The sequence below is a fragment of the Anaeromicropila populeti genome (assembly GCF_900112775.1).
In the GTDB taxonomy this organism is placed as follows: Bacteria; Bacillota; Clostridia; order Lachnospirales; family Lachnospiraceae; genus Anaeromicropila_A; species Anaeromicropila_A populeti.
Map to the genome: position 1 here is coordinate 66,798 of NZ_FOYZ01000017.1, position 20,241 is coordinate 87,038.

The 20,241-nt window shown below is 33.3% G+C and carries 24 protein-coding genes, 1 tRNA gene and 2 pseudogenes; 2 read left to right on the forward strand and 25 right to left on the reverse strand.

Annotated features, from left to right (window positions below):
* Positions 1-5 precede the first annotated feature (5 nt).
* The 19 genes and pseudogenes from BM305_RS16595 to BM305_RS19850 all read right to left on the reverse strand — a co-directional run.
* The gene (locus tag BM305_RS16595) at positions 6-470 is read right to left on the reverse strand and encodes a GyrI-like domain-containing protein (RefSeq protein ID WP_092563416.1); all 465 of its coding nucleotides are present in this window, start codon (positions 468-470) and stop codon (positions 6-8) included.
* 38 nt (positions 471-508) lie between these two features.
* The gene (locus BM305_RS16600) at positions 509-871 is read right to left on the reverse strand and encodes a hypothetical protein (protein ID WP_092563419.1); all 363 of its coding nucleotides are present in this window, start codon (positions 869-871) and stop codon (positions 509-511) included.
* A gap of 336 nt (positions 872-1,207) precedes the next feature.
* Entirely contained in the window at positions 1,208-1,522 is a 315-nt protein-coding gene (locus BM305_RS16605; protein WP_092563422.1) for a hypothetical protein, read from the reverse strand.
* 438 nt (positions 1,523-1,960) lie between these two features.
* Positions 1,961-2,470, reverse strand: a complete 510-nt coding sequence (locus BM305_RS16610) for a hypothetical protein (protein WP_092563425.1) — start codon at positions 2,468-2,470, stop codon at positions 1,961-1,963.
* A gap of 18 nt (positions 2,471-2,488) precedes the next feature.
* On the reverse strand, positions 2,489-2,995 hold the full coding sequence (locus BM305_RS16615) for an SF0329 family protein (protein WP_092563428.1): 507 nt from the start codon (positions 2,993-2,995) through the stop codon (positions 2,489-2,491).
* A gap of 10 nt (positions 2,996-3,005) precedes the next feature.
* Positions 3,006-3,857, reverse strand: coding sequence for a penicillin-binding transpeptidase domain-containing protein (locus BM305_RS16620; RefSeq protein ID WP_092563431.1), 852 nt, complete (start codon positions 3,855-3,857; stop codon positions 3,006-3,008).
* A gap of 58 nt (positions 3,858-3,915) precedes the next feature.
* Entirely contained in the window at positions 3,916-4,689 is a 774-nt protein-coding gene (locus BM305_RS16625; RefSeq protein WP_092563434.1) for a hypothetical protein, read from the reverse strand.
* A 70-nt stretch (positions 4,690-4,759) separates the two neighbouring features.
* Positions 4,760-5,200 (reverse strand): GNAT family N-acetyltransferase, encoded by a 441-nt coding sequence (locus BM305_RS16630; protein ID WP_092563437.1) that lies wholly within the window; start codon positions 5,198-5,200, stop codon positions 4,760-4,762.
* 176 nt (positions 5,201-5,376) lie between these two features.
* A complete protein-coding gene (locus BM305_RS16635) occupies positions 5,377-7,983 on the reverse strand; it encodes a M60 family metallopeptidase (protein ID WP_092563440.1) in 2,607 nt (868 codons plus the stop codon).
* 370 nt (positions 7,984-8,353) lie between these two features.
* Positions 8,354-8,626: a DUF6054 family protein gene (locus BM305_RS16640; RefSeq protein WP_092563443.1), complete on the reverse strand. Its 273-nt coding sequence runs from the start codon at positions 8,624-8,626 to the stop codon at positions 8,354-8,356.
* Between the two features lie 213 nt (positions 8,627-8,839).
* The gene (locus BM305_RS16645) at positions 8,840-9,379 is read right to left on the reverse strand and encodes a flavodoxin family protein (protein WP_092563446.1); all 540 of its coding nucleotides are present in this window, start codon (positions 9,377-9,379) and stop codon (positions 8,840-8,842) included.
* A gap of 296 nt (positions 9,380-9,675) precedes the next feature.
* On the reverse strand, positions 9,676-9,777 hold the full coding sequence (locus tag BM305_RS19910; protein ID WP_092563500.1) for a CPCC family cysteine-rich protein: 102 nt from the start codon (positions 9,775-9,777) through the stop codon (positions 9,676-9,678).
* Between the two features lie 494 nt (positions 9,778-10,271).
* Positions 10,272-10,841 carry a zinc-ribbon domain containing protein gene (locus tag BM305_RS16655; RefSeq protein WP_177214779.1) on the reverse strand — a complete coding sequence of 190 codons (570 nt, stop codon included), beginning with the start codon at positions 10,839-10,841 and terminating at the stop codon, positions 10,272-10,274.
* Positions 10,842-11,045: 204 nt separating this feature from the next.
* Positions 11,046-11,300, reverse strand: coding sequence for a hypothetical protein (locus BM305_RS16660; protein WP_092563452.1), 255 nt, complete (start codon positions 11,298-11,300; stop codon positions 11,046-11,048).
* Positions 11,301-11,546: 246 nt separating this feature from the next.
* Positions 11,547-11,723, reverse strand: a complete 177-nt coding sequence (locus tag BM305_RS16665; protein ID WP_092563455.1) for a helix-turn-helix domain-containing protein — start codon at positions 11,721-11,723, stop codon at positions 11,547-11,549.
* A gap of 347 nt (positions 11,724-12,070) precedes the next feature.
* Positions 12,071-12,156 (reverse strand) — tRNA-Ser (locus tag BM305_RS16670).
* Between the two features lie 20 nt (positions 12,157-12,176).
* Positions 12,177-13,154 (reverse strand): DNA polymerase III subunit delta, encoded by a 978-nt coding sequence (holA, locus tag BM305_RS16675; RefSeq protein WP_092563458.1) that lies wholly within the window; start codon positions 13,152-13,154, stop codon positions 12,177-12,179.
* Between the two features lie 47 nt (positions 13,155-13,201).
* Positions 13,202-13,904 (reverse strand): annotated as a pseudogene (locus BM305_RS19915) (aldo/keto reductase); the annotation flags it as partial.
* A 209-nt stretch (positions 13,905-14,113) separates the two neighbouring features.
* Positions 14,114-14,331: pseudogene (locus BM305_RS19850) on the reverse strand (carboxymuconolactone decarboxylase family protein); the annotation flags it as partial.
* Between the two features lie 185 nt (positions 14,332-14,516).
* Here BM305_RS19850 and BM305_RS16690 point away from each other — a divergent pair.
* A complete protein-coding gene (locus BM305_RS16690) occupies positions 14,517-15,812 on the forward strand; it encodes a LysM peptidoglycan-binding domain-containing protein (RefSeq protein WP_092563461.1) in 1,296 nt (431 codons plus the stop codon).
* Positions 15,813-15,827: 15 nt separating this feature from the next.
* On the opposite strand, the gene BM305_RS19540 is transcribed toward BM305_RS16690, so the two are convergent.
* The 6 genes from BM305_RS19540 to BM305_RS16725 all read right to left on the reverse strand — a co-directional run bounded on the left by BM305_RS19540 (position 15,828) and on the right by BM305_RS16725 (position 19,700).
* On the reverse strand, positions 15,828-16,217 hold the full coding sequence (locus tag BM305_RS19540; RefSeq protein WP_242940571.1) for a ComEC/Rec2 family competence protein: 390 nt from the start codon (positions 16,215-16,217) through the stop codon (positions 15,828-15,830).
* Between the two features lie 264 nt (positions 16,218-16,481).
* On the reverse strand, positions 16,482-16,973 hold the full coding sequence (locus tag BM305_RS16700; protein WP_092563464.1) for a hypothetical protein: 492 nt from the start codon (positions 16,971-16,973) through the stop codon (positions 16,482-16,484).
* Positions 16,974-16,987: 14 nt separating this feature from the next.
* A complete protein-coding gene (locus BM305_RS16705) occupies positions 16,988-17,458 on the reverse strand; it encodes a phage tail tip lysozyme (RefSeq protein ID WP_092563467.1) in 471 nt (156 codons plus the stop codon).
* A 377-nt stretch (positions 17,459-17,835) separates the two neighbouring features.
* Positions 17,836-18,366 carry a hypothetical protein gene (locus BM305_RS16715; RefSeq protein WP_177214780.1) on the reverse strand — a complete coding sequence of 177 codons (531 nt, stop codon included), beginning with the start codon at positions 18,364-18,366 and terminating at the stop codon, positions 17,836-17,838.
* Positions 18,367-18,411: 45 nt separating this feature from the next.
* On the reverse strand, positions 18,412-18,873 hold the full coding sequence (locus BM305_RS16720; RefSeq protein ID WP_092563476.1) for a phage tail tip lysozyme: 462 nt from the start codon (positions 18,871-18,873) through the stop codon (positions 18,412-18,414).
* 317 nt (positions 18,874-19,190) lie between these two features.
* A complete protein-coding gene (locus tag BM305_RS16725) occupies positions 19,191-19,700 on the reverse strand; it encodes a hypothetical protein (RefSeq protein WP_092563479.1) in 510 nt (169 codons plus the stop codon).
* A gap of 282 nt (positions 19,701-19,982) precedes the next feature.
* Here BM305_RS16725 and BM305_RS16735 point away from each other — a divergent pair.
* The coding region (locus BM305_RS16735) for a transposase (RefSeq protein ID WP_143099206.1) at positions 19,983-20,241 on the forward strand (259 nt) is incomplete at its 3' end.

The following is a 20,241-nucleotide window of genomic DNA, read 5'->3' on the forward strand; positions in this document are numbered from 1 at the left end:
TTATTTTAAACCTTTCTAATTGGGAAAAACATATAGTTTTTACCTGATTTGGGACATGTAAAATCATGTACTGCACCAACTAGTAAAATTTTATTTATTTTCAAATAATCCATCATTTCAGAGAATGTATTTACATTTTTACATTCAGCATATAGATATTCATACCCTGGAACTTCCCATCTTGTCCATCCAACAGGAGGTTCTGCATCGCTACTGCACTCCACACCAGCAAGATAAAGACCCTTCTTAAAATCATCCTCCCATGGATTAAATGAACGTGAAAAATCTGACATCACACCCCATATCCCAACCACGTTCCCGTCTTTATCCTTTTTCGCCAAATGTTGAATTTCAATAAAATTGGCGTTGGCTACCTGCCACAATTTTTGAATAAAATCTTCCCCCTCTAAGGTAGAGCCTTCCTTACCAATTACTACAAAAGCTTCTTTCACACATTTTTGTATATCCATCGTTACCTCCTTGATTCATGTCAAATCAACCAAAAAAACTATAATTTCCTTAATTTAACTGGACGTTTCCCATAGCTATCTAATATTCCTATATCAACTAAAATAGCAGCAATTGCGGAGGCATGTCTTGGTGTAAACTTCTTAAAATTATCATCTATAAACTTACCAAATCCCTCTAATATAGGGTTCGTTTCACTTGCCCCCAATAAATACCACTGTTCTTTTACTGTAAAAAATTCTTCCAATATAAAATCTAATTCCGTTTTCGTGATTTCAAACTCTGTTTTAGTTGCCCACTTAACATAATAAATGTTATTTTCCAAATAATAAGATATGTTCTTATTCTCCTTAGTTAGTGTACTTATACATTTATAATCTTTGTTTTTTCCCCACATCTCCATATTTTTTCTTCTACCTCCTCATAAAACCTTGCTAATATAATAATATTTGAATCTCTACATTTCTCTTAACAATTTGTAACCTCATGTGTTATGATATTAGTATTCATTGACAACAGCATATTTGCGTATTTCTTTTAACAACGACGTAAATTCAATTCATCAATGGGCATAGATAAAATATAATTTCTGCCCCATAATGTTCAGAAGAAAAACCATAGGAATACCCTGACTTCTCCTGAGCAACATCTCATTTATTATGAATTTTTAGAATTTCTACTAATTCATCTGCATTGATGTCAAAAGCTTATCAACTAACTTATTAGAATTTGGTGCTATTCAGAGTTCTTTTATTAGTTTCACTCGCAAAGGGCGATTAGTTAAAAATTCTGCATTTAAATCCATAGTTGTTCCTGGATGTTGGTAAACATCTTTTCCAACTTTAATTGATTCATCAATTATATACAAATAGCCTTTTTCCGTTCCATTGTGTTGGATTAAGCCATCATCGTCGTATCCAAGACTCAACGGTTGATGTGAAAAAGCTTCTGCTAATTCTCTCCATTGTGTGATAGTACTTCCTTTTCTCAATTCAGAAAAAATATTATTGGAACCGTGGTACCATATTCCATTTGGATTAATCTCAATTCTCATATTTATTCACCTCATTTGTGTAGTTCCTTAACTTTCCTTTGATACAATTCCTTTCACCCGTTTAAACATTCTAATTTATCTATTTTCTATCTTTTGTATTTCAGTAACCCTCTTAATATAAGGAAAAGTTATATTAACTTCTCAGTTTACTCATTTTGTGTACTTAGATATTAAAATCTTCTTTTCATTCGAAGGAAAACCAAATATCCCGTACTACCAACAGCCTCCATTCTTCAAAAGCATCAGAAACTCACTGCTTCATTTCCCTAGCTGAGAGCATAAATATCCACCTGTTTTCCGATTCAACAACTCATGCTTTTTTGAAATTCCATATGTATTTTGTAGTAATATTTTTTCCATTATACTCCCCCATTTCCACTTAACAAAACAAACACCTGATTTTTCATCAATTATAATGTCTTCTACATAAATCGTAAGTCATTGATAATATCCAGCAACCCCAATTCCAATAGTTGCCCAATGTTCCGCTTTCTTCTTTTCAAATTCTAAATCTGCATTCTCTTCAATTGAAACCCCATTCTCTTTCATTTCTTCAATCATTTCTAAAATATCTGTTGGTGTACTTTCCCTGTATACACCAACACTAATATTGGAAAATGTATAGGAATACCCTGACTCTTCTTCATCAACATCTCCTTTATTATGAATTTTTAGAATTTCTACTAATTCATCTGCATTGATGTCAAAAGCAGAAACATCGTAAATTACAGGTCGCAAAAAGCTTTCGATTCCATCTAGAAATTCAATAAATTCCACTTTATCCTCAGAGTCATAATCTATTGCCATTTCACTATTGTAGTAATAACAACGCCTTCCTGCAAGCTCGCCTGTTCCAATAAGCTGCTCTGTTATTTCTTTATTCATCCCCAAAGAAATTCCTATATCATTTATTTCAACTTTATCTAATGGTACTAATCTAATATTCAATTAAACGTCCTCCAAAACTTAATTATACGTAATATTCTCTGCTTCCAATCTTATGAAATAAAATGGTTTTAGCCATTCTAATTCATTTTCAATCCGCTCCATAAGATTAATAAGTGTACGTTTTCCTACACGTCGATCAAGAATTGCAAATAATCTCACGATTGGATTTTCACTTACAAGACTTTGCTTAATATCCTGATTATCAAATTTTCCAAATGCCTCATAAAAATATGTCTGATCAAATGTACCTTCATTTAAAGCCAAATCAAAAGCTTTTCTCCATTTTTCTGAACTACTGAGACCTGATTCATCATCCTTACTTTTATAATACTGAATACTTTGAGAAATCATATGCTCATAATAATTACTTTTTAATATTTCTTTGCCATCATACAATACAGCTGCGCGGCCCTCATGATCAGGACACCTACTATATGATGTTGCAAAATATGTTATATGCCCTCGTAAAGATGGGGCAAGATACTCTTTTTCAAGTTTTGCTCTTATTCCACTCCAAGTTGCCATACTTCCTCCACTAATCTTCTTCAATTAAATTTTCTAGTATATTACCCGCAATTTCTCTAGCCTTTTTCCCATTTATGTTATTTGCATTTTTTGAGTCATCCAAATATATAGCAAGTAATTTGCATTTATCTCTCCCCTCTGCCCAACCAACAAACCATGCTTTCCCATTCAAGCCAGTTCCCATTTTGCCATATATACTATTCCCTTCCAAAATATCTTTCAAAACCATTACCCACTCATAAGGAGAAATTTTGAGCGTAGAGTCTATCCAAAATCCATTCAAATCAGGCAGCGGATTAACTGCATTCCCATTCCATTCAGAACAATCGCAGTTACCAAAACCAAGTAAAGTAAGCTCCTTTGCCACTTTATCTTGTCCCACACTATTCAACACCTGTCTAAAGTACCATATACAAGAGGTCCGAAATGCTTCTGCCAAATTAATATCCGTATTCCACTCCTCTATTGGATAATTGATTGAATCATCATACAGCATATGGCTATTTTGATTATCAATTACATTATTATGCAATCCCATTAATGTAGAAATAATCTTGAAAGAAGAATATGGTGACACTTCTGTTTTACACATCTCATCTTGATATAAGTATACCTGATTCTTTTGTTCATCTAAAACTACAGCACACCCATTAATATCTTTAAAGTCCTCACTGTAATCAACGTCAATTTCTATTATTTCATCTTCCTGTTCCTGCATTTCAGTTTCCACTTCAGTTGTACTATTTTCAATCGGTTCTTCTGCCTGGCTCAATATATCATTTTCACCTAATTTATTTCGTTCACTGCATCCGCAAAGTAAAACACTCAATAGCACAAGCACACAGAACAATTTCCTGGTCATATTTTTCTCCCATCAGTTGTTTATTTATCATAGCTTTCTCATTTTGCTTATATTTTCATCAGCCTGCTGCAGCTAGAAAAAGTGTCGGTATTCCGTTAAATGACATAATCTCATTGTAATCTCCGTAGTCATATTGATCCAATGAGGGATAATCCTCATTCTTCTCGTAATCAAGCACACCGTCTGCAATTTTTATCGTTTTAAGCGTTGTTCCCTCCAATGTTGATACATCAATATTATATACCCCCATATGACCATCATACCGCACAAATTTGCCAGATCCATTGGTATACAAACTGGCATGGCTGCCGCTCAGTTCCCCGCAATTAACAAGTTTATCATTATCGACCATATAGACTGTATACATATAATCCGCTTCACAAGCACCTGTTTTTAATATAAATTCTGGAATTTCATCTTGATTCATATCATATAAGCAATACTGACAAAACTCAAGATAAATACCGTATGAAGGATCATTCATACCTTCGCCTAATACTGTTGTATCGGCAGCTATCAACTGTAAAAGTAATATGATATAATTTCGTGTAAGATCATCAAATTGCTGAAAGTATTTCACAAATTCATCCTGATTCTCTGTTGTCATAGTTTGGCATTCAGGTAAAAGACCTGACAGTTTCCATTTTTCAATAAAAGCCTGGAACTCATCATTAACAGTGGCCTCTTTCACAGTTTCTGACGGTAAGATAATTTGTGACGTTTCGTGGTTGGTGAGACGTGTTACTGCTGTTAACACCCTATGTCTGTTTCCATATACGGATGCTATCAATATCAACACCATTATCAAAATAAAATTTTTTTGATTTTTCATTCAAATACCCCTTTCAACTACAAAGAACAATATAATTTTTACCAAAACTCCCCGAAATTAAAGCTTAGCCTTATATATCCATCCACTGAACAAATGCTGTTTTATCTGAACTGTTATAACCCACTTTTTTATAAAAACTCAAAATGTTTGATTCTCTTGAACCAGTAAGTAACATCATTTTATAACACTTATTCTTCTCTGATATCTTCTTTGCATAGTTTAAGCAGTCTGTTGCATAACCTTTACCACGATAATCTTCATGTGTAACCACATTTTCTATGAAAGCATACGGTCTTACATTCCTTGTCAGGTTAGGTATAATAACGCAAACACATGAAGATACAATTTTTCCACCAATCTCACACACAATAAGATGATGATCACTATCCGTTATTATTTTATTCCAAGTCTGTTCTAAGTGCTTTGATTCTTCTGGTACATTTTTTTCATGTAGAAACAAATATAACTCCAACATTTCTTTCAAATCGTTTTTGCAAGCTTCTCTTATCATGTACACCTCCACAACTTCAAACTATTATGGCCTTTTAGTATTGTCTGATTTTGGTATTACAACATATTTTACCACACCTTCTCCCAGGTCCTCAAGTCCTAAAAACCGCTAAAAATATTAACATTTCAATATTTTTAGCGGTTTTGTGTTTACTCTATCATTTAACTTTAAGAAACTTACATCTCAAAAGAATTATCACCAACAATATATGTAAAATCACCTACCTGCTGGTATTGTGTGTTCCCATTTACTGTATTACGAGCATTTGCAGAGATAGGAACCCTCCATTTATCAAAGAACGGAATTAAATTGCAACCAGTAACTTTAGATGCCGTTACTACAATATAATCGAACCGCTCCTCATTTGTAGTAGGCAAAGAGGATTCTGGAGCATTTCTTGCTTCAATCATCATGTCCCTAAAAATTCTAAATCCAAATTTCTGTCGTAACTGATCAAACATAATCAGTTCCAAGAAAACGGAGCCCTCTTGATATGGTATGGTAGAATTGTAAAAATAGTTATTCAATGTCCCATTCGTATATAAGCATGCTACGTTTTGTGTATAGAAACTCTCTGCTTGATTATTATTCATTAAAATTAAATCCATCATCACGGAATATATATTTTCCGTTACTTCAGTGAGATAAGAACCTGTAAATGCATCCATCTGAAAATTATGTCCCAGTTCATGCCATGCTCCCCATCCGCCTAATTTATTTGGATTTAAGAAATCATTGATTTGTGCATCATCATAATACATGATAGGATATCCCGCATACATATATCCATATGATATTTGAACATCCTTGACATATCTAAACTGACCTACCGGAGCTTTGTTCGGCGTTGCTCCTCCTTCTGACAAACCAGCTAAATCAAAATAGGAATGAGCCATTTGATCGTAACTCTGCATTAACGTCTGTGCATTAGAATAAGTCAGGGAATTTGCAATAAACTTAGTTGGCATTGTAAGAATGATATGATTACTCTGAAGTTCTGCCATAGGAGCAGGATTATTTAACATACTATTCCATTCAGATTCTGTTGTTTCTCCAAGGACAAAACGTGGTGCTTTGATTGCTCCACTTATTGTAACTTGAACATCAGGTGCATTTTCTGATGTAGGAGCAATGATATAGACTAAGCCTCCGAATGGTGTATAGAAGTCGTTACTTCCAGGTTTCAAAGTTTTTTCAAAGGAAATCACTGGATATCTTAAATATTGGTTAAACTGAGTTTCTGTTTCTTTTATATCAAAAGATAGCTTATCAATAGTTGAACCGATTCGTACCTTTAAATTCGTCACTCCATCAGGAACATCAATTGTCAGCTTTTGCCCTGGTACGGCATACAGGCCAGTAGATTGCCAGTCAAAAGTCATTCCACTTGTACTGGACCTTAGATAAGAATTGTCTTGATAAATGTATTTTACATTAAAAGGAACATTTGTTAGAGCAGACACATTTGTAGGTATGTCACCCATAAAGCTTTCAATCTCAGGAGCTTTTTCATTATACTTACTAATATCAACAAATCCACTCATTGCTGCCATCACAGCAGTATACGGCTTATCAATAATTGAAATTGGAAACGAAATCGTATTCCATACTACCTTTGCATTGTTAAGCAAAGCCTGCGCAAAGTAATTGGTACTATCTAAAAACTTATCGCAGTATCGTACTCTATTAACCAACTGTGTTAATTTTTGAAAATCTGTATAACTGGAAAAATTTTGAGGTAAGAGTATCTCACTTTTTGATTTTATACCATTTTCTATATTTTGGAGCATGTATGTATCGTAAGAAAGATTTACAATTTGATAATTCTGAGCATTCCAAGAGTAGACTAAATCGAAAGAGTTGTTTGTATTTGGTGCCGCATATTCATAAATTCCCATGAAGCCAACTCCCATCTGAGATATAAGCCTGTCAAAAGGATAATCATAGACATAAACTGGATCACCATTTTTCAAATCCTTAATTGCATTATCTGGATAGCATTCCAACACCCAACCCCTTTCACCAGTGACTATTGAGCCTCCATTTTGAACATATGAATCAATCAAAGCAGCTTCATCATCCGTAATATCACTTGATAAATAGACTACCGGATAAATATTTGGATCAAGATTTTCCTCAGTAAATGCAGTTACAACTACATTTTCTATCTTGCTATCAGAAGCAGGACTTAATGCTGATTTTGATAGCACCTTCATCATTTTATCTTGCGATAATGCTTCTGAATATGAGTTCGTATATCCTGATTGTGTATTTTGTATTGAACTTTCCGTAAGCCATTTATATATATTTTGCTTTAATACAAGATTTTGAGCTGATGCACTTGAGGGTGATAAATCTGTAAGTGAAACATAATCAGGTGCAGCAGCTACAACGATTCTCCCATTACCATACTTACTTGCTGCTATAACTGCACATCCTTCAGCATCTACAGCAATTGGGAAAGCTTGATTTCCAAATACACTGATCCTGCCTGTTGTACCTCCTGCTGCGCTGACACTAGATGAACTAGCAGTTATCTTTTGAAGTTCACTCCTCCAGTTATCAAGGTTTATTTCAAAACTAATGTTTGTGGGTGTGGTTTCAAGTGTTGCCGCGTATGTACATGTATGTGCTGGTGCTAATGATATCTCATTTTGGGATAAGTCTTTTATCTCATTTGTGTCCAAGCCTTGTGCCAACGCTGGTACAGAACTTGTTGTTAATAAACAACAAGTTCCCAAAACTGCCAGGACCTTATTAAACAACATGTTTCTGAAATTCATATCAATTCCTCCTTAGATTAGGCTAACAAAACTAAACCATTGTTTCAAAATACATATTACTAGCATTTTTTCACTTCGTTTTTCCCATTTTTCTCCTTTCTACAAAAATTATTTACATGTTTTTTCATATACAGCCATAATTATATACCCATCTCTTTTAATTTACAAGCTAATAAATGTTAAATTTTCCACAAAATAATTGATAAGCATTTTTCTAACACTTTATTGGGTTAATTTTTAAATGAAAATTTCAATTAATTCAATACAGTCTTTAACTATTTTGTTTGCAGCAGATCTCCCATTTCGCATATCCTTCCTAATCATTAATAATTGAGAAATATATTAAAACAAAACTTTACTCTCTTATATCTTACTGCTTATGAATATAATTTTCTACTGAGTCCCTACATACTTTTAGAAATGTTTCTTCTCCAGTACCAGTAATAGTTATGTTCAAACTTACCCTGTTACCTCCAGCCAAACTATACCGTTCATAAACCCTGACAGCAACGCGTGAATCTCCTAATTCAATATCGCTGCCATCCTCATAACTTGCTGATGAACTGCCATTGGTAATATCTTTATGCAGCCAATTTAATAACTCATTGAAGTTTCCCTTCAGTCTTTGTTCATATTTAGCCATAATTTGAATCCTTCCTTTTCAAAATGCTCTCTCCATCTGATATCAAATGAATAGCCTTATACTAATAATTTGTATAATGCTCCTCTTTCAAAATCACTTATTTTCCCAAAAGTTAAGTTCATGCATATTTTCCTCTATACCTTAAAATTTACTTGCCACAATCATTAATTAACTTTACTAATATAATAAGAAATTTGTCTTATCTAACAATTGTTATTTTATTTGTTTACCTAATTCATAAGCTTCATGTAATGCTTGATTTCCAATAATATCTCCTTTGTCCTTTACTCCCTTTACAAGAATCCTACCCACATCTTGCAAATTGAAATAATCCAAAACAAGTTGATATTGTACCTCGATCGAATCAAATACTGCCGGAATTGTTGCCGCTGCTACTAGTAACAGACCTAATTTTCTTACTTTAAAAGTATTTCTTAATGGCGTATGTAAACGTTCAATAATCGTCTTTAATTGAGCACTAATTCCATAAAAGTATACTGGTGATGCAATAACGATGACATCTGCTTGCTTCAACTTATCATAAATCTTTTGCATATCATCCTTTTGAAAGCATGTATTACCATCTCTTTTGAAACATATATTACAGCCAATGCATGGCTTCACCTTATAATCCGCTACCGAAATAATTTCAACATTATTATCAGCTTGCGCTCCATTAGTAAAAGCTTTTGCTAATAATTCAGTATTTCCTTCTTTTCTAACACTTCCTACTAATATTACTATATTGCTCATGTTACCCCTTCTATTCTGTTAATAATGTATTTTTCACATACGTGATCCTAGCTTACTAATAAATATAGTGAGTAGTTCAGAAATTCCACAACTTAGGACTAATGCAAAGCAAATCACTTCACGCAGATTCTAATTTGTTTATTTCAACGTAATAGCTTTCTTCTGATAATGGCCACTCCATAATATTGAACACCTGTTTTAATATAATGGCAAATTTGAAATATACAATAACTTTGATTATATTTATTTCTCAAAGTTATTTAATTTATCTTTTAACGGTTTTCTGACATATTGTTTTATTTAATTTCAGATGCACCAAATAACTTGTAATCCTTGCGAGCCTGATTTAGACTGACATTATTAGTGCCCCCTTCGTAAAAAGGATTATCTAATTGAATGGGAAATTATTCACTAAAATTATAACCAAACTCTTTCAATCTATTATAACAAATGTTTATTTCTTCATCATTAAACAATTCTCTATACTCTGTTTTCAATACATGTGCTTCAATTGACAAATCTAATCTATTATTTTCCCACAAAACCTCAAAGCCATATCTTCATTAAATTTTTTCGCTAATAATTTCATATTTTCCTCCCATTGTCGTCTAAATTTAACCTAAATCCATGCATCTACATATTTTTTTATACCTAGTATGATTTAGGCTTTAACAGAAGCTTATGTGTTCTCTTTGTCCAAAATAACAATTCTGCCGCTCCCGCCATACCTCCTTGTATAAATCTTGTTCCATTTCTTGTTAACTATAAGAATATTTCAGTGTTTCTCTCTCCACAAAGTTTAAGTTGTCTTATAGGTTAGTTTTTGTTAATATACTGGGAAGTGTACGTTATTACTTGAACATCATATTCGTTACATCCGCCACATATACTGTTATTGTCTATTATAATATTCTATTCCATCTTCTGGTTTGAAATATGTTCGGATATACCCCTCCGTTGACAAAATGACAAATTCATTTGTTTCCTCAATATAGTAAACACTATCACCATCTTCTGCTTCTGTTTTATGTAATGCCTCAGGTGAATTAATAACTGCATTCGCTCCACTTTCATATTGAGAAGTACTTGTATATCCAAATTCACTTCCATGCTTATTAAAATGTTCTTGCAAAAGGCTATCACTTTTGAACATATAACCATCTGAATCATTTACTTCCTGTTCGCTTTGATATTTTTCTTGGTCACTTTTACTATTGATATATGGAATGCAAAATACAATTAATAGAATCGAAATAATTAGGTATGCCCTTCTATTTATAAATACTTTTTCTTTTCTTAATATTCCTTGGTGATTATTTGTTTTCACTTTATGCGGATTATTCTTTTCCCTACATTCCTTACATCTTTTAGGTAAATTCAAATTTCTATTTTCAAAAAACAACTTTTCAGAATCGGTTATTGTAAATACTTTACCACATTGTACACATTTTTTCTTTTCCATTTCTCCTCCTAAAAACATCTGTAAATATGAAAATAATGGGATGTTTCTTAATTATGACTGTTATCAATATAATGGGAAGTACATCTTTTTCCGAATTTTCTTTCGAATATGGACTTTGGTTAACTCAATCTATTTGCTTGGGAAATCCCCAAGCATTATTGGCTTATTGCAAAAAGCTTCCCATACCATTACTTTGAAAATAAATTAAAAATTAATATGAGGTAACTTTCGTTCCTCAGCTGTTGGATGAATACAATACGCTACTATTTTTACTTTTTTCATAGACTTTTTTATAAAATTTCGATTCAGCCAGTCAACAAAATCATCTGAACCAAAACACAAGGCATCCCCCTGCTCTGCATCATGAATCCAATGGTTATGATTACTTACAGGATCGCTTAACCATAGATCAAATTCAATTTGATAATATATTAGATTTTCACCAATAAAAGTGCACATTTACCATATTATTATGTACAGCAAAATTATACAGCATTTCTCACAAATAATCCATATATTTCAATTAAAATTCCAACTAATACTTATCCAATATAAATTTCTTTCGCCAAATCCCGCTCATGATAATATATTTTTTGACAATAAGAAGAAGCCGTTACACTTTTCCATGCCAGCTCCTACATTTTAAATTCATTTTCACTTATTTATTCAGCAAAAGAGTATATTCCTTTGCTCTGACTCAATTTTCTATCTACATAACTCATCCAGAGATACTTCCAGAGCATCCGCCAACTTAATGAGAGTTGATACTCTTCCATCATCTCGTCGTTCCAAATCCTCGATGGTACGAACTGGAACGCCGCTAATTTCAGAAAGTGATTTTGCTGATAGTTTTTTTTCTATTCGTATTTCTTTTAATTTCATATTTCAACCTTTCTAGAATAATTTTAGCAGAGGGCTTTCATCCTAACCTTTATGTAAAAAATAATTTTTGAATTAGTATCCCACCAATAAAAGATATTACTTCGATTGTGAGTTTAACAATTTGTTCTATCAACTTATTAAGCTCTTATATTATGTCTATGGTAATCTGTATCTTATCTTTCACCTTTTCCCGTCCTTTCTAAATATATTGCACCACGTATATACATGAATGCCAATGCTTTATTCTTAAATTAATGAAATACCTGATAATGAGGAATCTATAAAAAAACTTGCATCATATATGCAACACAAAAAATAAAACCCCTAGTAAATACTAAGGGTTTAAACGGAGACGGTGGGATTCGAACCCACGTGGGTGTTACCCCAAAACGATTTCGAGTCGTTCTCGTTATGGCCTCTTCGATACGTCTCCATAAAAATACAAAAGTGATATTACATTTCTTTCTGGCTAAGCTTTACAATCAAAAGCTCTACCGCCAGCTGATCCGACAACAAGCCTTTCTTCACCTGCTCCTCCATCTCAATGCAGAGTCCCAAGCCCTGTAACAAATCCTGCCTCTTGAAATTACCTGCCTGGGCGGCATACTTGGCAACCGCAAAGGGCGGCACCCCTGCCTTCCTGGCAACCTCATTCTTAGGCTCTGAAGCAAGTTCCTTAATCTGTAACAAGATATTAAAATGCCTTCCAATTAAAAACAAAATGGACATTGGCTTTTCTCTTAATGCAAACAAATCATAATAAAGCTGTAAAGCCCTTGTTGACTTCTGTGATGCAATGGCATCAATCATCAAAAAAATCTGATTAGAAATCTGAATAGTACAAATAGAATCAATATCTTCGATGGTAATTATCTCTCGATCCATGGCATAATTCGTCAGCTTCTCCAGTTCATTGCTCATGGCATCCATGGTAGTACCTACTTTTTCCTTAAAGTAAGCCAGCGTCTTTCCATTGATTTTCTTTCCCTTGTGAGAAAGAACCGCAACAATCCACGCATCAAGTTCCGACTCCTTCAAGCCATTCAGCTCTGCCACCGTTCCCTTATCCTTCACTGCCTTATATAAACGGTTTCGTTTATCCACCTCAGACTCCACAAAAATAATATAAGTAAAATCAGGAATATTCTTCACGTAATCTGCAAAATCATTTTGATTTTTAAATAAACCACTATTTTCAATTAGAATAAGACGGCGCTCACTAAAAAAAGGAACCGTTTCGGCAATCTCAATTACTTTGTGAAGTTCAATTGCCTTTCCTTCAAAATAAGAAAAATTCATGGAATTTTCATCTCCAACGATTCCACTCTTCAACTTATTCTTATAAAATTTTTTCAAATAATCCTCTGTACCATACAACAAATAACAATGTGAATACTCATTTTTTTTGATATGTTCTTTTATCGCTTCCATTTTTCTATTTTACTAAGAAATCTCAAAAGTTTCAACCCTAAAATAAAATATTTTGCTTTCGTTGCACCTATAATAGGTGCAGTAACACCCTTGGCATATTGCCATGCCAGAGAAATCTGCGTCATGGTCACTCCATATTTCTGAGCAAGTTCGTGAACTCGAAGAACAATATTATAATCCATCTCCTGAGTACTGTCATATTTTGAAACTGCCATTTTATCCGTCTGACTACGTTTCGTATCTGTATTCCACTCAGGACACGCTAGCCTGCCTGCTGCTAAAGGGCTGTAAGGAGTAAGCGATACATTCTGCTGTTTGCAGATAGGAATTAGCTCTCTTTCATCTTCACGGTAAAGAATATTATAATGATTCTGCATAGAAAGGAATGGAGTCCACCCATTCCTTGCAACGGCAAGCTGCATATTGTTAAACCATCGCAGATGCACCGAGAGCTCGAACCTTACCTGCTTTGACAAGACTGTCCAGTGCCTCCATCGTTTCCTCAATAGGAGTATCATAATTAAAGCGATGAATGATATTCAATTCAACATAAAAATAAACCTTCGTTGCAATAACCACCTTATCCCGTACAATATTTTTTTAAGTGCTCGCCCCAGATATTCTTCACTGGTTCCCGCAGAATATATATTTGCTGTGTCAAAGAAATTAATGTCTAAATCAAGAGCTCATGCACCCTACACATAAACGCAATACCTGCAAATTTGAATTTCCTAAATTTATATATTCCATAGTTTTCCTCCTAAATATTTTTTATAAACACATACTATTGATGTTCTCTACATCTTCAGGCACCATAGCTTTAAATCCCTTTAACTCCTCACCTATGCTTATTTTTTGTAGTATTTTGAAATGAAAAATTATACATACTCCTTACTCCAAATGATTTTTATCTGCACTTAACGATGTTATTCCTTACTTTCGACTGCATCATTAATGTATCAAATTGCATTTAAACTTCGAGGATAACCGATATACGAAAGACATTGTGACACGATGTTTATTAAAAAATCTTGTCATTTCACGCTGTTTATAATCCAGACCACCTCTAGTATAATAATCACCAAAGCAGTTATCTGTGAAGCCAACGGTTAATATGTTGAGTTTCTTTTGGACCGAATTTATAAAAATTCTTCATCACTTCATTAGTTATTCTTATGAATGGGAAACCAAAAAATTTGACATATTCAATCATCACTTCAACAGGAATACCTGCACTCAAATTTTTTACTTACTTCTTTAATAGTAATCATTTACCTCTTAATACTAACAATACTAAAAATGTTACACATTTAATTAAAAAATGCATAAAATAAATATTAATGATATTAATAAGAGGATTATATGGACATTTATGTAGTTCAACCTGGTGATACTATAAATTCAATTGCAGATAAATATGGTGTATCCATTGAAAGACTAATAAGTGATAACGGCTTAATTAATCCGTATACTCTGGTTGTAGGTCAAACTATAGTTATCCTATATCCCAAAATTACTTACATCGTAAAGCAGGATGATACATTGGAATCAATTGCTGATAAAAATGGAATTTCTATTGTACAGTTAATGCGGAATAACCCTTATTTATATGTAAGAGAATTTATTTATCCTGGTGATGTATTAGTCATAAGTTATAATACAGTGAAGGATTTACAGGTAATTGGTTATGCTTATACATTTATTAATCATGACACGTTAAAAAGAACTTTACCTTATTTAACATATTTGTCCATATTTAACTATCGGGTAGCTGAGAATGCTGATATAGTTGATTATGGTGATGACACAGAATTAATACAAATCGCAAAAAGTTATAATACCGTACCCCTTTTAATGATATCTGCTTTTTCACCAACTGGAGATCTTGATTTAGAAAACGTTTACGATCTGTTATTAAATGATGAGAAACAAGATAAATTAGTTAATGAAATGCTTGAAATTGTAAGAAGCAAGGGATTTTACGGAATTAATACACTTCTAAGTAATATTAGTGAGTCAAATCAAAAACTATATTTAAATGTTTTGACTAAACTTTCAATGTCACTACGAAAAGAAGGATATATTTTTATGGTTACTATGCCACCGAATTTAACAAAGTCAGGTAATAATGTTATTTTTGAAAATATTGATTATAAAAGTTTAAGTTTAATAGTTGATAGGATAATCTTTTTGCAAAATGTTTGGGGTAAAAATAAGCAACCTCCATCACCTATTAGTAATATATCATTAATCAGACCTTTCATTGAGTATGTTACCAATACAATATCGTCTGAAATATTATCAATTGGAAAACCGCTAATAGGATATGATTGGGAATTACCATTTTCACCTTCTTCATCTTATGCTAATTCAATGTCTCTTGAATCTGCAATTACACTAGCCTATGTGCAAGGAGCTGTAATTCACACGGACGAAGAATCTCAAACACCATATTTCACCTATAGTAAATCTGAACAAGTAGCTCCTGAAAATCATATCGTATGGTTTATTAATGCCTTTAGTATAAAAGCATTAGAAGATGTTATCATAGAATATAATTTAATAGGCTCTGGTATCTGGAATATTTCAATTTTTTATCAGCAAATATGGTCAATCTTAAATGCAGTTTTTAATATTTTAAAATTTCCAATAATATAATCTATCATTATTGGGCTAATTAATTTCTAATAAAATTCCTGCCAGAAAGACTAACAGAATTAATACCGTTGTGAATGGAAGAACCAGTAAATTAAGAAAAGGACTAAAGGGTGGAAATTCATAAAAGAACCACAGAATCACTGGCAGAGTTGCCATTTGAATGGAGAACCCCATTAAAACTCCCAAAGCAATCCAATGGCAAAAGTTCCAAAGACATTTTTGCAGGCCTCCTCCTTCTGCAATCCCTGTTTCCTTCCTTTTCCGAAGCTGTTCCTTAACCAGTTCCTCAAACAGTTCCAATAAGACAGGATAAATATATTGAATACCTAGAAGAATACACGCCCCGCTAGCATAAAAATGATGCAGCCCTGCTTTTTTCAGAAGCTGGAAGAAAAACAGACACAAAACAGAAATATGTAGACCCGTCTAAACATACTTTCTTATTACGAATTAGCAAAAGCAATGGAGGTAAATTGAAATACCCCCTACGGCTATCCCCCTTTACCCCCTTTGAGTTAGGGGGATACCAAATACCCTCCCTTAAAAGATATTGCTTCTTCTCTTAAATCTTTTTTATTACTTCCGCATAACGGCAGAGTCCAGATAGAAAAAGCATATTATAATAAGCACTATTTCATCTTTCTACCTAATTCACGTATATTTCTTGTACTAGAAAACAAATTTTTCATGTTTATCAAAAGGTTTGTCTGATGACTTTTTATAAAGATAAGTATCTATATTTGAATACTCTGCCCAATCCTTGCTAGTAAATGTTACCGTCGCTATATCACCATTCAACTCTATTGTACCTTCTATTTTTCTATCTGAAAATTCTGTTGAAAACTCAATTTTATCATCCACCAGTATTCCCTTACAATTCTGAAATGTCGTTATTCGATATATTCCGATTTCTATCTCATAAGAACCATCTTCATTTTTTTCGATTTCTAGATTGGGTTCATCAAAATCAAAATCATTGTATTCACCGACATAAGGGGCTTGCTTTTCATTATCCATATTGTCTGAAACTGATGGCTCTGGTAATGGTTCAATAGTTACTGAAGCTACTGGATTATCTGCTACAGCATTATTTTTTGTACCGCAAGATACCGAAACACACATTGATAAACATAAAATACACAGTATTAATTTTCGTTTCATTTTTCATTTTGCTCCTAGTTCTTTTTTATCATTATATTATATATTGTTTCTGCATTATCTGCTCTTATATTGGATTGATTTTCCATGTCTCCAGGTTTTTCATACTTTGTGCAAATAAGCCTACCCGCCTCACTAGCCGTCTTATCTGTTTCATTCCAATCCTCATAAACCTGTTTATAGTCGCCCTCAAGTTCCTTTACCATAAATTCTGCTTCTATTTCCGCACATTGCTTCTGCGTTGGATGATTATTTTTTGTTTCATCATAAAACTTTTGATATGCATCAAGTACATCGCTTGTACGACTGCCTGTAAACTGACACATTCCAAATCCAAATTGATCTTGTACTATCTTTTTTTCACCGTTCACTGTTATGGTATGCTGTATTTTAGAATCTTGCTTCTGTAGCTTAATCGCTTCCTTTATCCCAACAACTTCTATTGTGTTACCAGAAAACTTATTGGCATAATCAAAATCTTTTTCCATATATTTCACTCCAAAGCCTGTCAGTATTCCGTACAAATACACCAAAAGAATACACGCCCCGCTGGCATAAAAATGATGCAGCCCTGCTTTTTTCAGAAGCTGGAAGAAAAACAGGCACAAAACAGAAATATGTAGACCCGTCTAAACATACTTTCTTATTACGAATTAGCAAAAGCAATGGGGATAAATTGAAATACCCCCTACGGCTATCCCCCTTTACCCCCTTTGACCTAGGGGGGATACCAAATACCCCCCCTAAAAGATATTGCTTCTTCTCTTAAATCATTTTTATAAGAACCATCTTCATTTTTTTGCTCCATAGCTCATTCATTCATAACTTGCTTAGAGATATTAGCTGAGAAAAGTTGTCCCTATAATTAATTAAAGTCATATGGTACATCAGATATCTTCTCAAATCTGCGAAAATTGAATCCTGCAAAATCTAGCCATTCATCGCCCAAAAACACTACTTCTGCAATATCTCCATCTAATGTTATTTCTCCTTTTAATTCATCCTCGAATATTTCATTTGTACTAAATTCCAGTTTATTATCTTTCACGACTCCTTTGCATTGGTTCAACTTTGCTAATCTATACAGACCAATTTGTATCAAATATACACCATCCTTATCCTTCTCTATGCTAAGGTTTGGCTCATCAATACTTGGATCGTTATATACTCCCACGTAAGGATCAGCACTTTCTTCCATCTCCTCATCTAGCGCTGTGCTCACTTCTATTTGGTCTTTGTTGTTTGAATCATCCAACTCTTTTTCTGGCTCTACCGTAACTGAAATGTTATCTTCAGTTGCGTATGGAGTGTTCAATATGGCTTCTTCACTTGTAACATTTTCTTCACTTGCAACATCTTCTTTGATTCCACATGATGACAGTAGTAATACGACCACAATCAGGATTATGTAAATTAGTTTAACTCTCTTCACTTTTTTCACCTACTCCTTCATTATATTATATATTTTTGTAGCATTTTTTCCTCTTTCTGTTGCTTGATTTTCCATATCGTTTGGTCTTTCGTATTGATTACAAAATATTTCACCTGCACTTTTTGCAGTTTTACTTCCTTTTTTCCATGCTTGATAAACCATTGTGTTGTAACTTCCATCTAGTTCTCCTACCATAAAGTCCACTTCAATTCTAATACAATCCTCCTTCGATGGATGATTGTTTTTCGTTTTTTTATAGTAATCTTCATAACAATCCAGTAATTGTGTAGTTCTTGAACCTGTAAATTGGCATGTACCTAATCCAAATTGTCCTTTGTAATCGGCATTTCCTTGTTTGTTGTAATACATTGTTGCCTCTACCTTCTTCTGCAATTTAATTGTCTCTTTTATCCCGACCTTACTTATGTTTTGACCTGAAAAGTTCTCTCCATAATTAAAATGGTTATCCATGTATTCCGTACAAATACACTAAAAGAATACAAGCCCCACTTGCATAAAAATGATGCAGCCCTGCTTTTTTCAGAAGCCGGAAGAAAAACAGACACAAAACAGAAATATGTAGACCCGTCTAAACATACTTTCTTATTACGAATTAGCAAAAGCAATGGGGGTAAATTGAAATACCCCCTACGGCTATCCCCCCTTTACCCCCTTTGAGTTAGGGGGGATAGGTGTTTACCCCCCCTAAAAGATATTGCTTCTTCACTTAAATCTTTTTCATAAGAACCATCTTCATTTTTTTCAATTAATTCTTCTCATTTTAATCACTACTCATTCATATGGTCATATGGTATATCTGATGACTTGAAGTATTGATATGTATTTGTATCGGAGAAATCACTCCAATCATCACCGAAAAATGTTACGATGGCACAATTTCCATCTAAAGAAATCGTACCTTCTAATAAATCTTTATGATCTCCAAACTTAGTTATAAATTCTATTTTACCATTATTATAAACACCTCCACAACAATCAAATTGATACAATCTATATATACCTATTTCGATATGGTAAATACCATTTTTGCCTTTTTGAATATCAAGATTAGGCTCATCCCAATCTACATCATTATATTCACCAATAAATGGATCTTTATCTAGAAATGAATCTTCCGTTGTACTATATATATCTTCTGTAACTAAAGGTTCTGGAAATGATTCAATAGTTGATGAAGCTACAGCACTGTCTGTTTCAGAATTGTCAATTGTTCCGCACGAAACAGAAATGCACATTGATATAATAACTAGAATACATAGTATTAATTTTTGTTTCATTTTTTTCACCTAATTCTCTATTCAAAATAATGGTCATATGGTATGTCTGATGTCTTGTGGTATTGATAAGTATTTGTATTATCAAAATTACACCAATCATCACCATAAAAAGTTACGGTAGCACAATCTCCATCTAATGTAATCGTACCTTCAAATAAATCTTTATGAGATTCATGTCTAGTTAAAAATTCTAACTTATCATTATGATGTTGTATAATAAAAATTGCCACCCTATTCTCAAGGATTTTGATATATAATAAATACAAGAAGAGGAGAATTGAGATGGCAGAAAAACGAATTACAAAATCATATGATCAAGAATTTAAAGCACAAGCAGTAAAACTTGCACAGGAAATAGGCGGGCATAAAGCCGCTGCAGAACTTGGGCTTCCAACAGGTACTATTTATACATGGATAAAAGCATTTAAGGAGGGACGCTTAGAGGCAAAAGAGGCTGTTCATACGCCAAATAATGCATTATCTCTTAATGAAGAGTTAATTGAGCTCAGAAAACGCGTTAGAGATCAAGATAAAGAGATTC

Bases quoted from the DNA above. Each gene is read 5' to 3' on its own strand.
- BM305_RS16595 (WP_092563416.1), bottom strand. From the start codon at position 470: ATGGATATACAAAAATGTGTGAAAGAAGCTTTTGTAGTAATTGGTAAG.
- BM305_RS16600 (WP_092563419.1), bottom strand. From the start codon at position 871: ATGGAGATGTGGGGAAAAAACAAAGATTATAAATGTATAAGTACACTA.
- BM305_RS16605 (WP_092563422.1), bottom strand. From the start codon at position 1,522: ATGAGAATTGAGATTAATCCAAATGGAATATGGTACCACGGTTCCAAT.
- BM305_RS16615 (WP_092563428.1), bottom strand. From the start codon at position 2,995: ATGGCAACTTGGAGTGGAATAAGAGCAAAACTTGAAAAAGAGTATCTT.
- BM305_RS16620 (WP_092563431.1), bottom strand. From the start codon at position 3,857: ATGACCAGGAAATTGTTCTGTGTGCTTGTGCTATTGAGTGTTTTACTT.
- BM305_RS16625 (WP_092563434.1), bottom strand. From the start codon at position 4,689: ATGAAAAATCAAAAAAATTTTATTTTGATAATGGTGTTGATATTGATA.
- BM305_RS16630 (WP_092563437.1), bottom strand. From the start codon at position 5,200: ATGATAAGAGAAGCTTGCAAAAACGATTTGAAAGAAATGTTGGAGTTA.
- BM305_RS16635 (WP_092563440.1), bottom strand. From the start codon at position 7,983: ATGAATTTCAGAAACATGTTGTTTAATAAGGTCCTGGCAGTTTTGGGA.
- BM305_RS16640 (WP_092563443.1), bottom strand. From the start codon at position 8,626: ATGGCTAAATATGAACAAAGACTGAAGGGAAACTTCAATGAGTTATTA.
- BM305_RS16645 (WP_092563446.1), bottom strand. From the start codon at position 9,379: ATGAGCAATATAGTAATATTAGTAGGAAGTGTTAGAAAAGAAGGAAAT.
- BM305_RS16655 (WP_177214779.1), bottom strand. From the start codon at position 10,841: ATGGAAAAGAAAAAATGTGTACAATGTGGTAAAGTATTTACAATAACC.
- BM305_RS16660 (WP_092563452.1), bottom strand. From the start codon at position 11,300: ATGTGCACTTTTATTGGTGAAAATCTAATATATTATCAAATTGAATTT.
- BM305_RS16665 (WP_092563455.1), bottom strand. From the start codon at position 11,723: ATGAAATTAAAAGAAATACGAATAGAAAAAAAACTATCAGCAAAATCA.
- holA (WP_092563458.1), bottom strand. From the start codon at position 13,154: ATGGAAGCGATAAAAGAACATATCAAAAAAAATGAGTATTCACATTGT.
- BM305_RS16690 (WP_092563461.1), top strand. From the start codon at position 14,517: ATGGACATTTATGTAGTTCAACCTGGTGATACTATAAATTCAATTGCA.
- BM305_RS16700 (WP_092563464.1), bottom strand. From the start codon at position 16,973: ATGAAACGAAAATTAATACTGTGTATTTTATGTTTATCAATGTGTGTT.
- BM305_RS16705 (WP_092563467.1), bottom strand. From the start codon at position 17,458: ATGGAAAAAGATTTTGATTATGCCAATAAGTTTTCTGGTAACACAATA.
- BM305_RS16720 (WP_092563476.1), bottom strand. From the start codon at position 18,873: ATGGATAACCATTTTAATTATGGAGAGAACTTTTCAGGTCAAAACATA.
- BM305_RS16725 (WP_092563479.1), bottom strand. From the start codon at position 19,700: ATGAAACAAAAATTAATACTATGTATTCTAGTTATTATATCAATGTGC.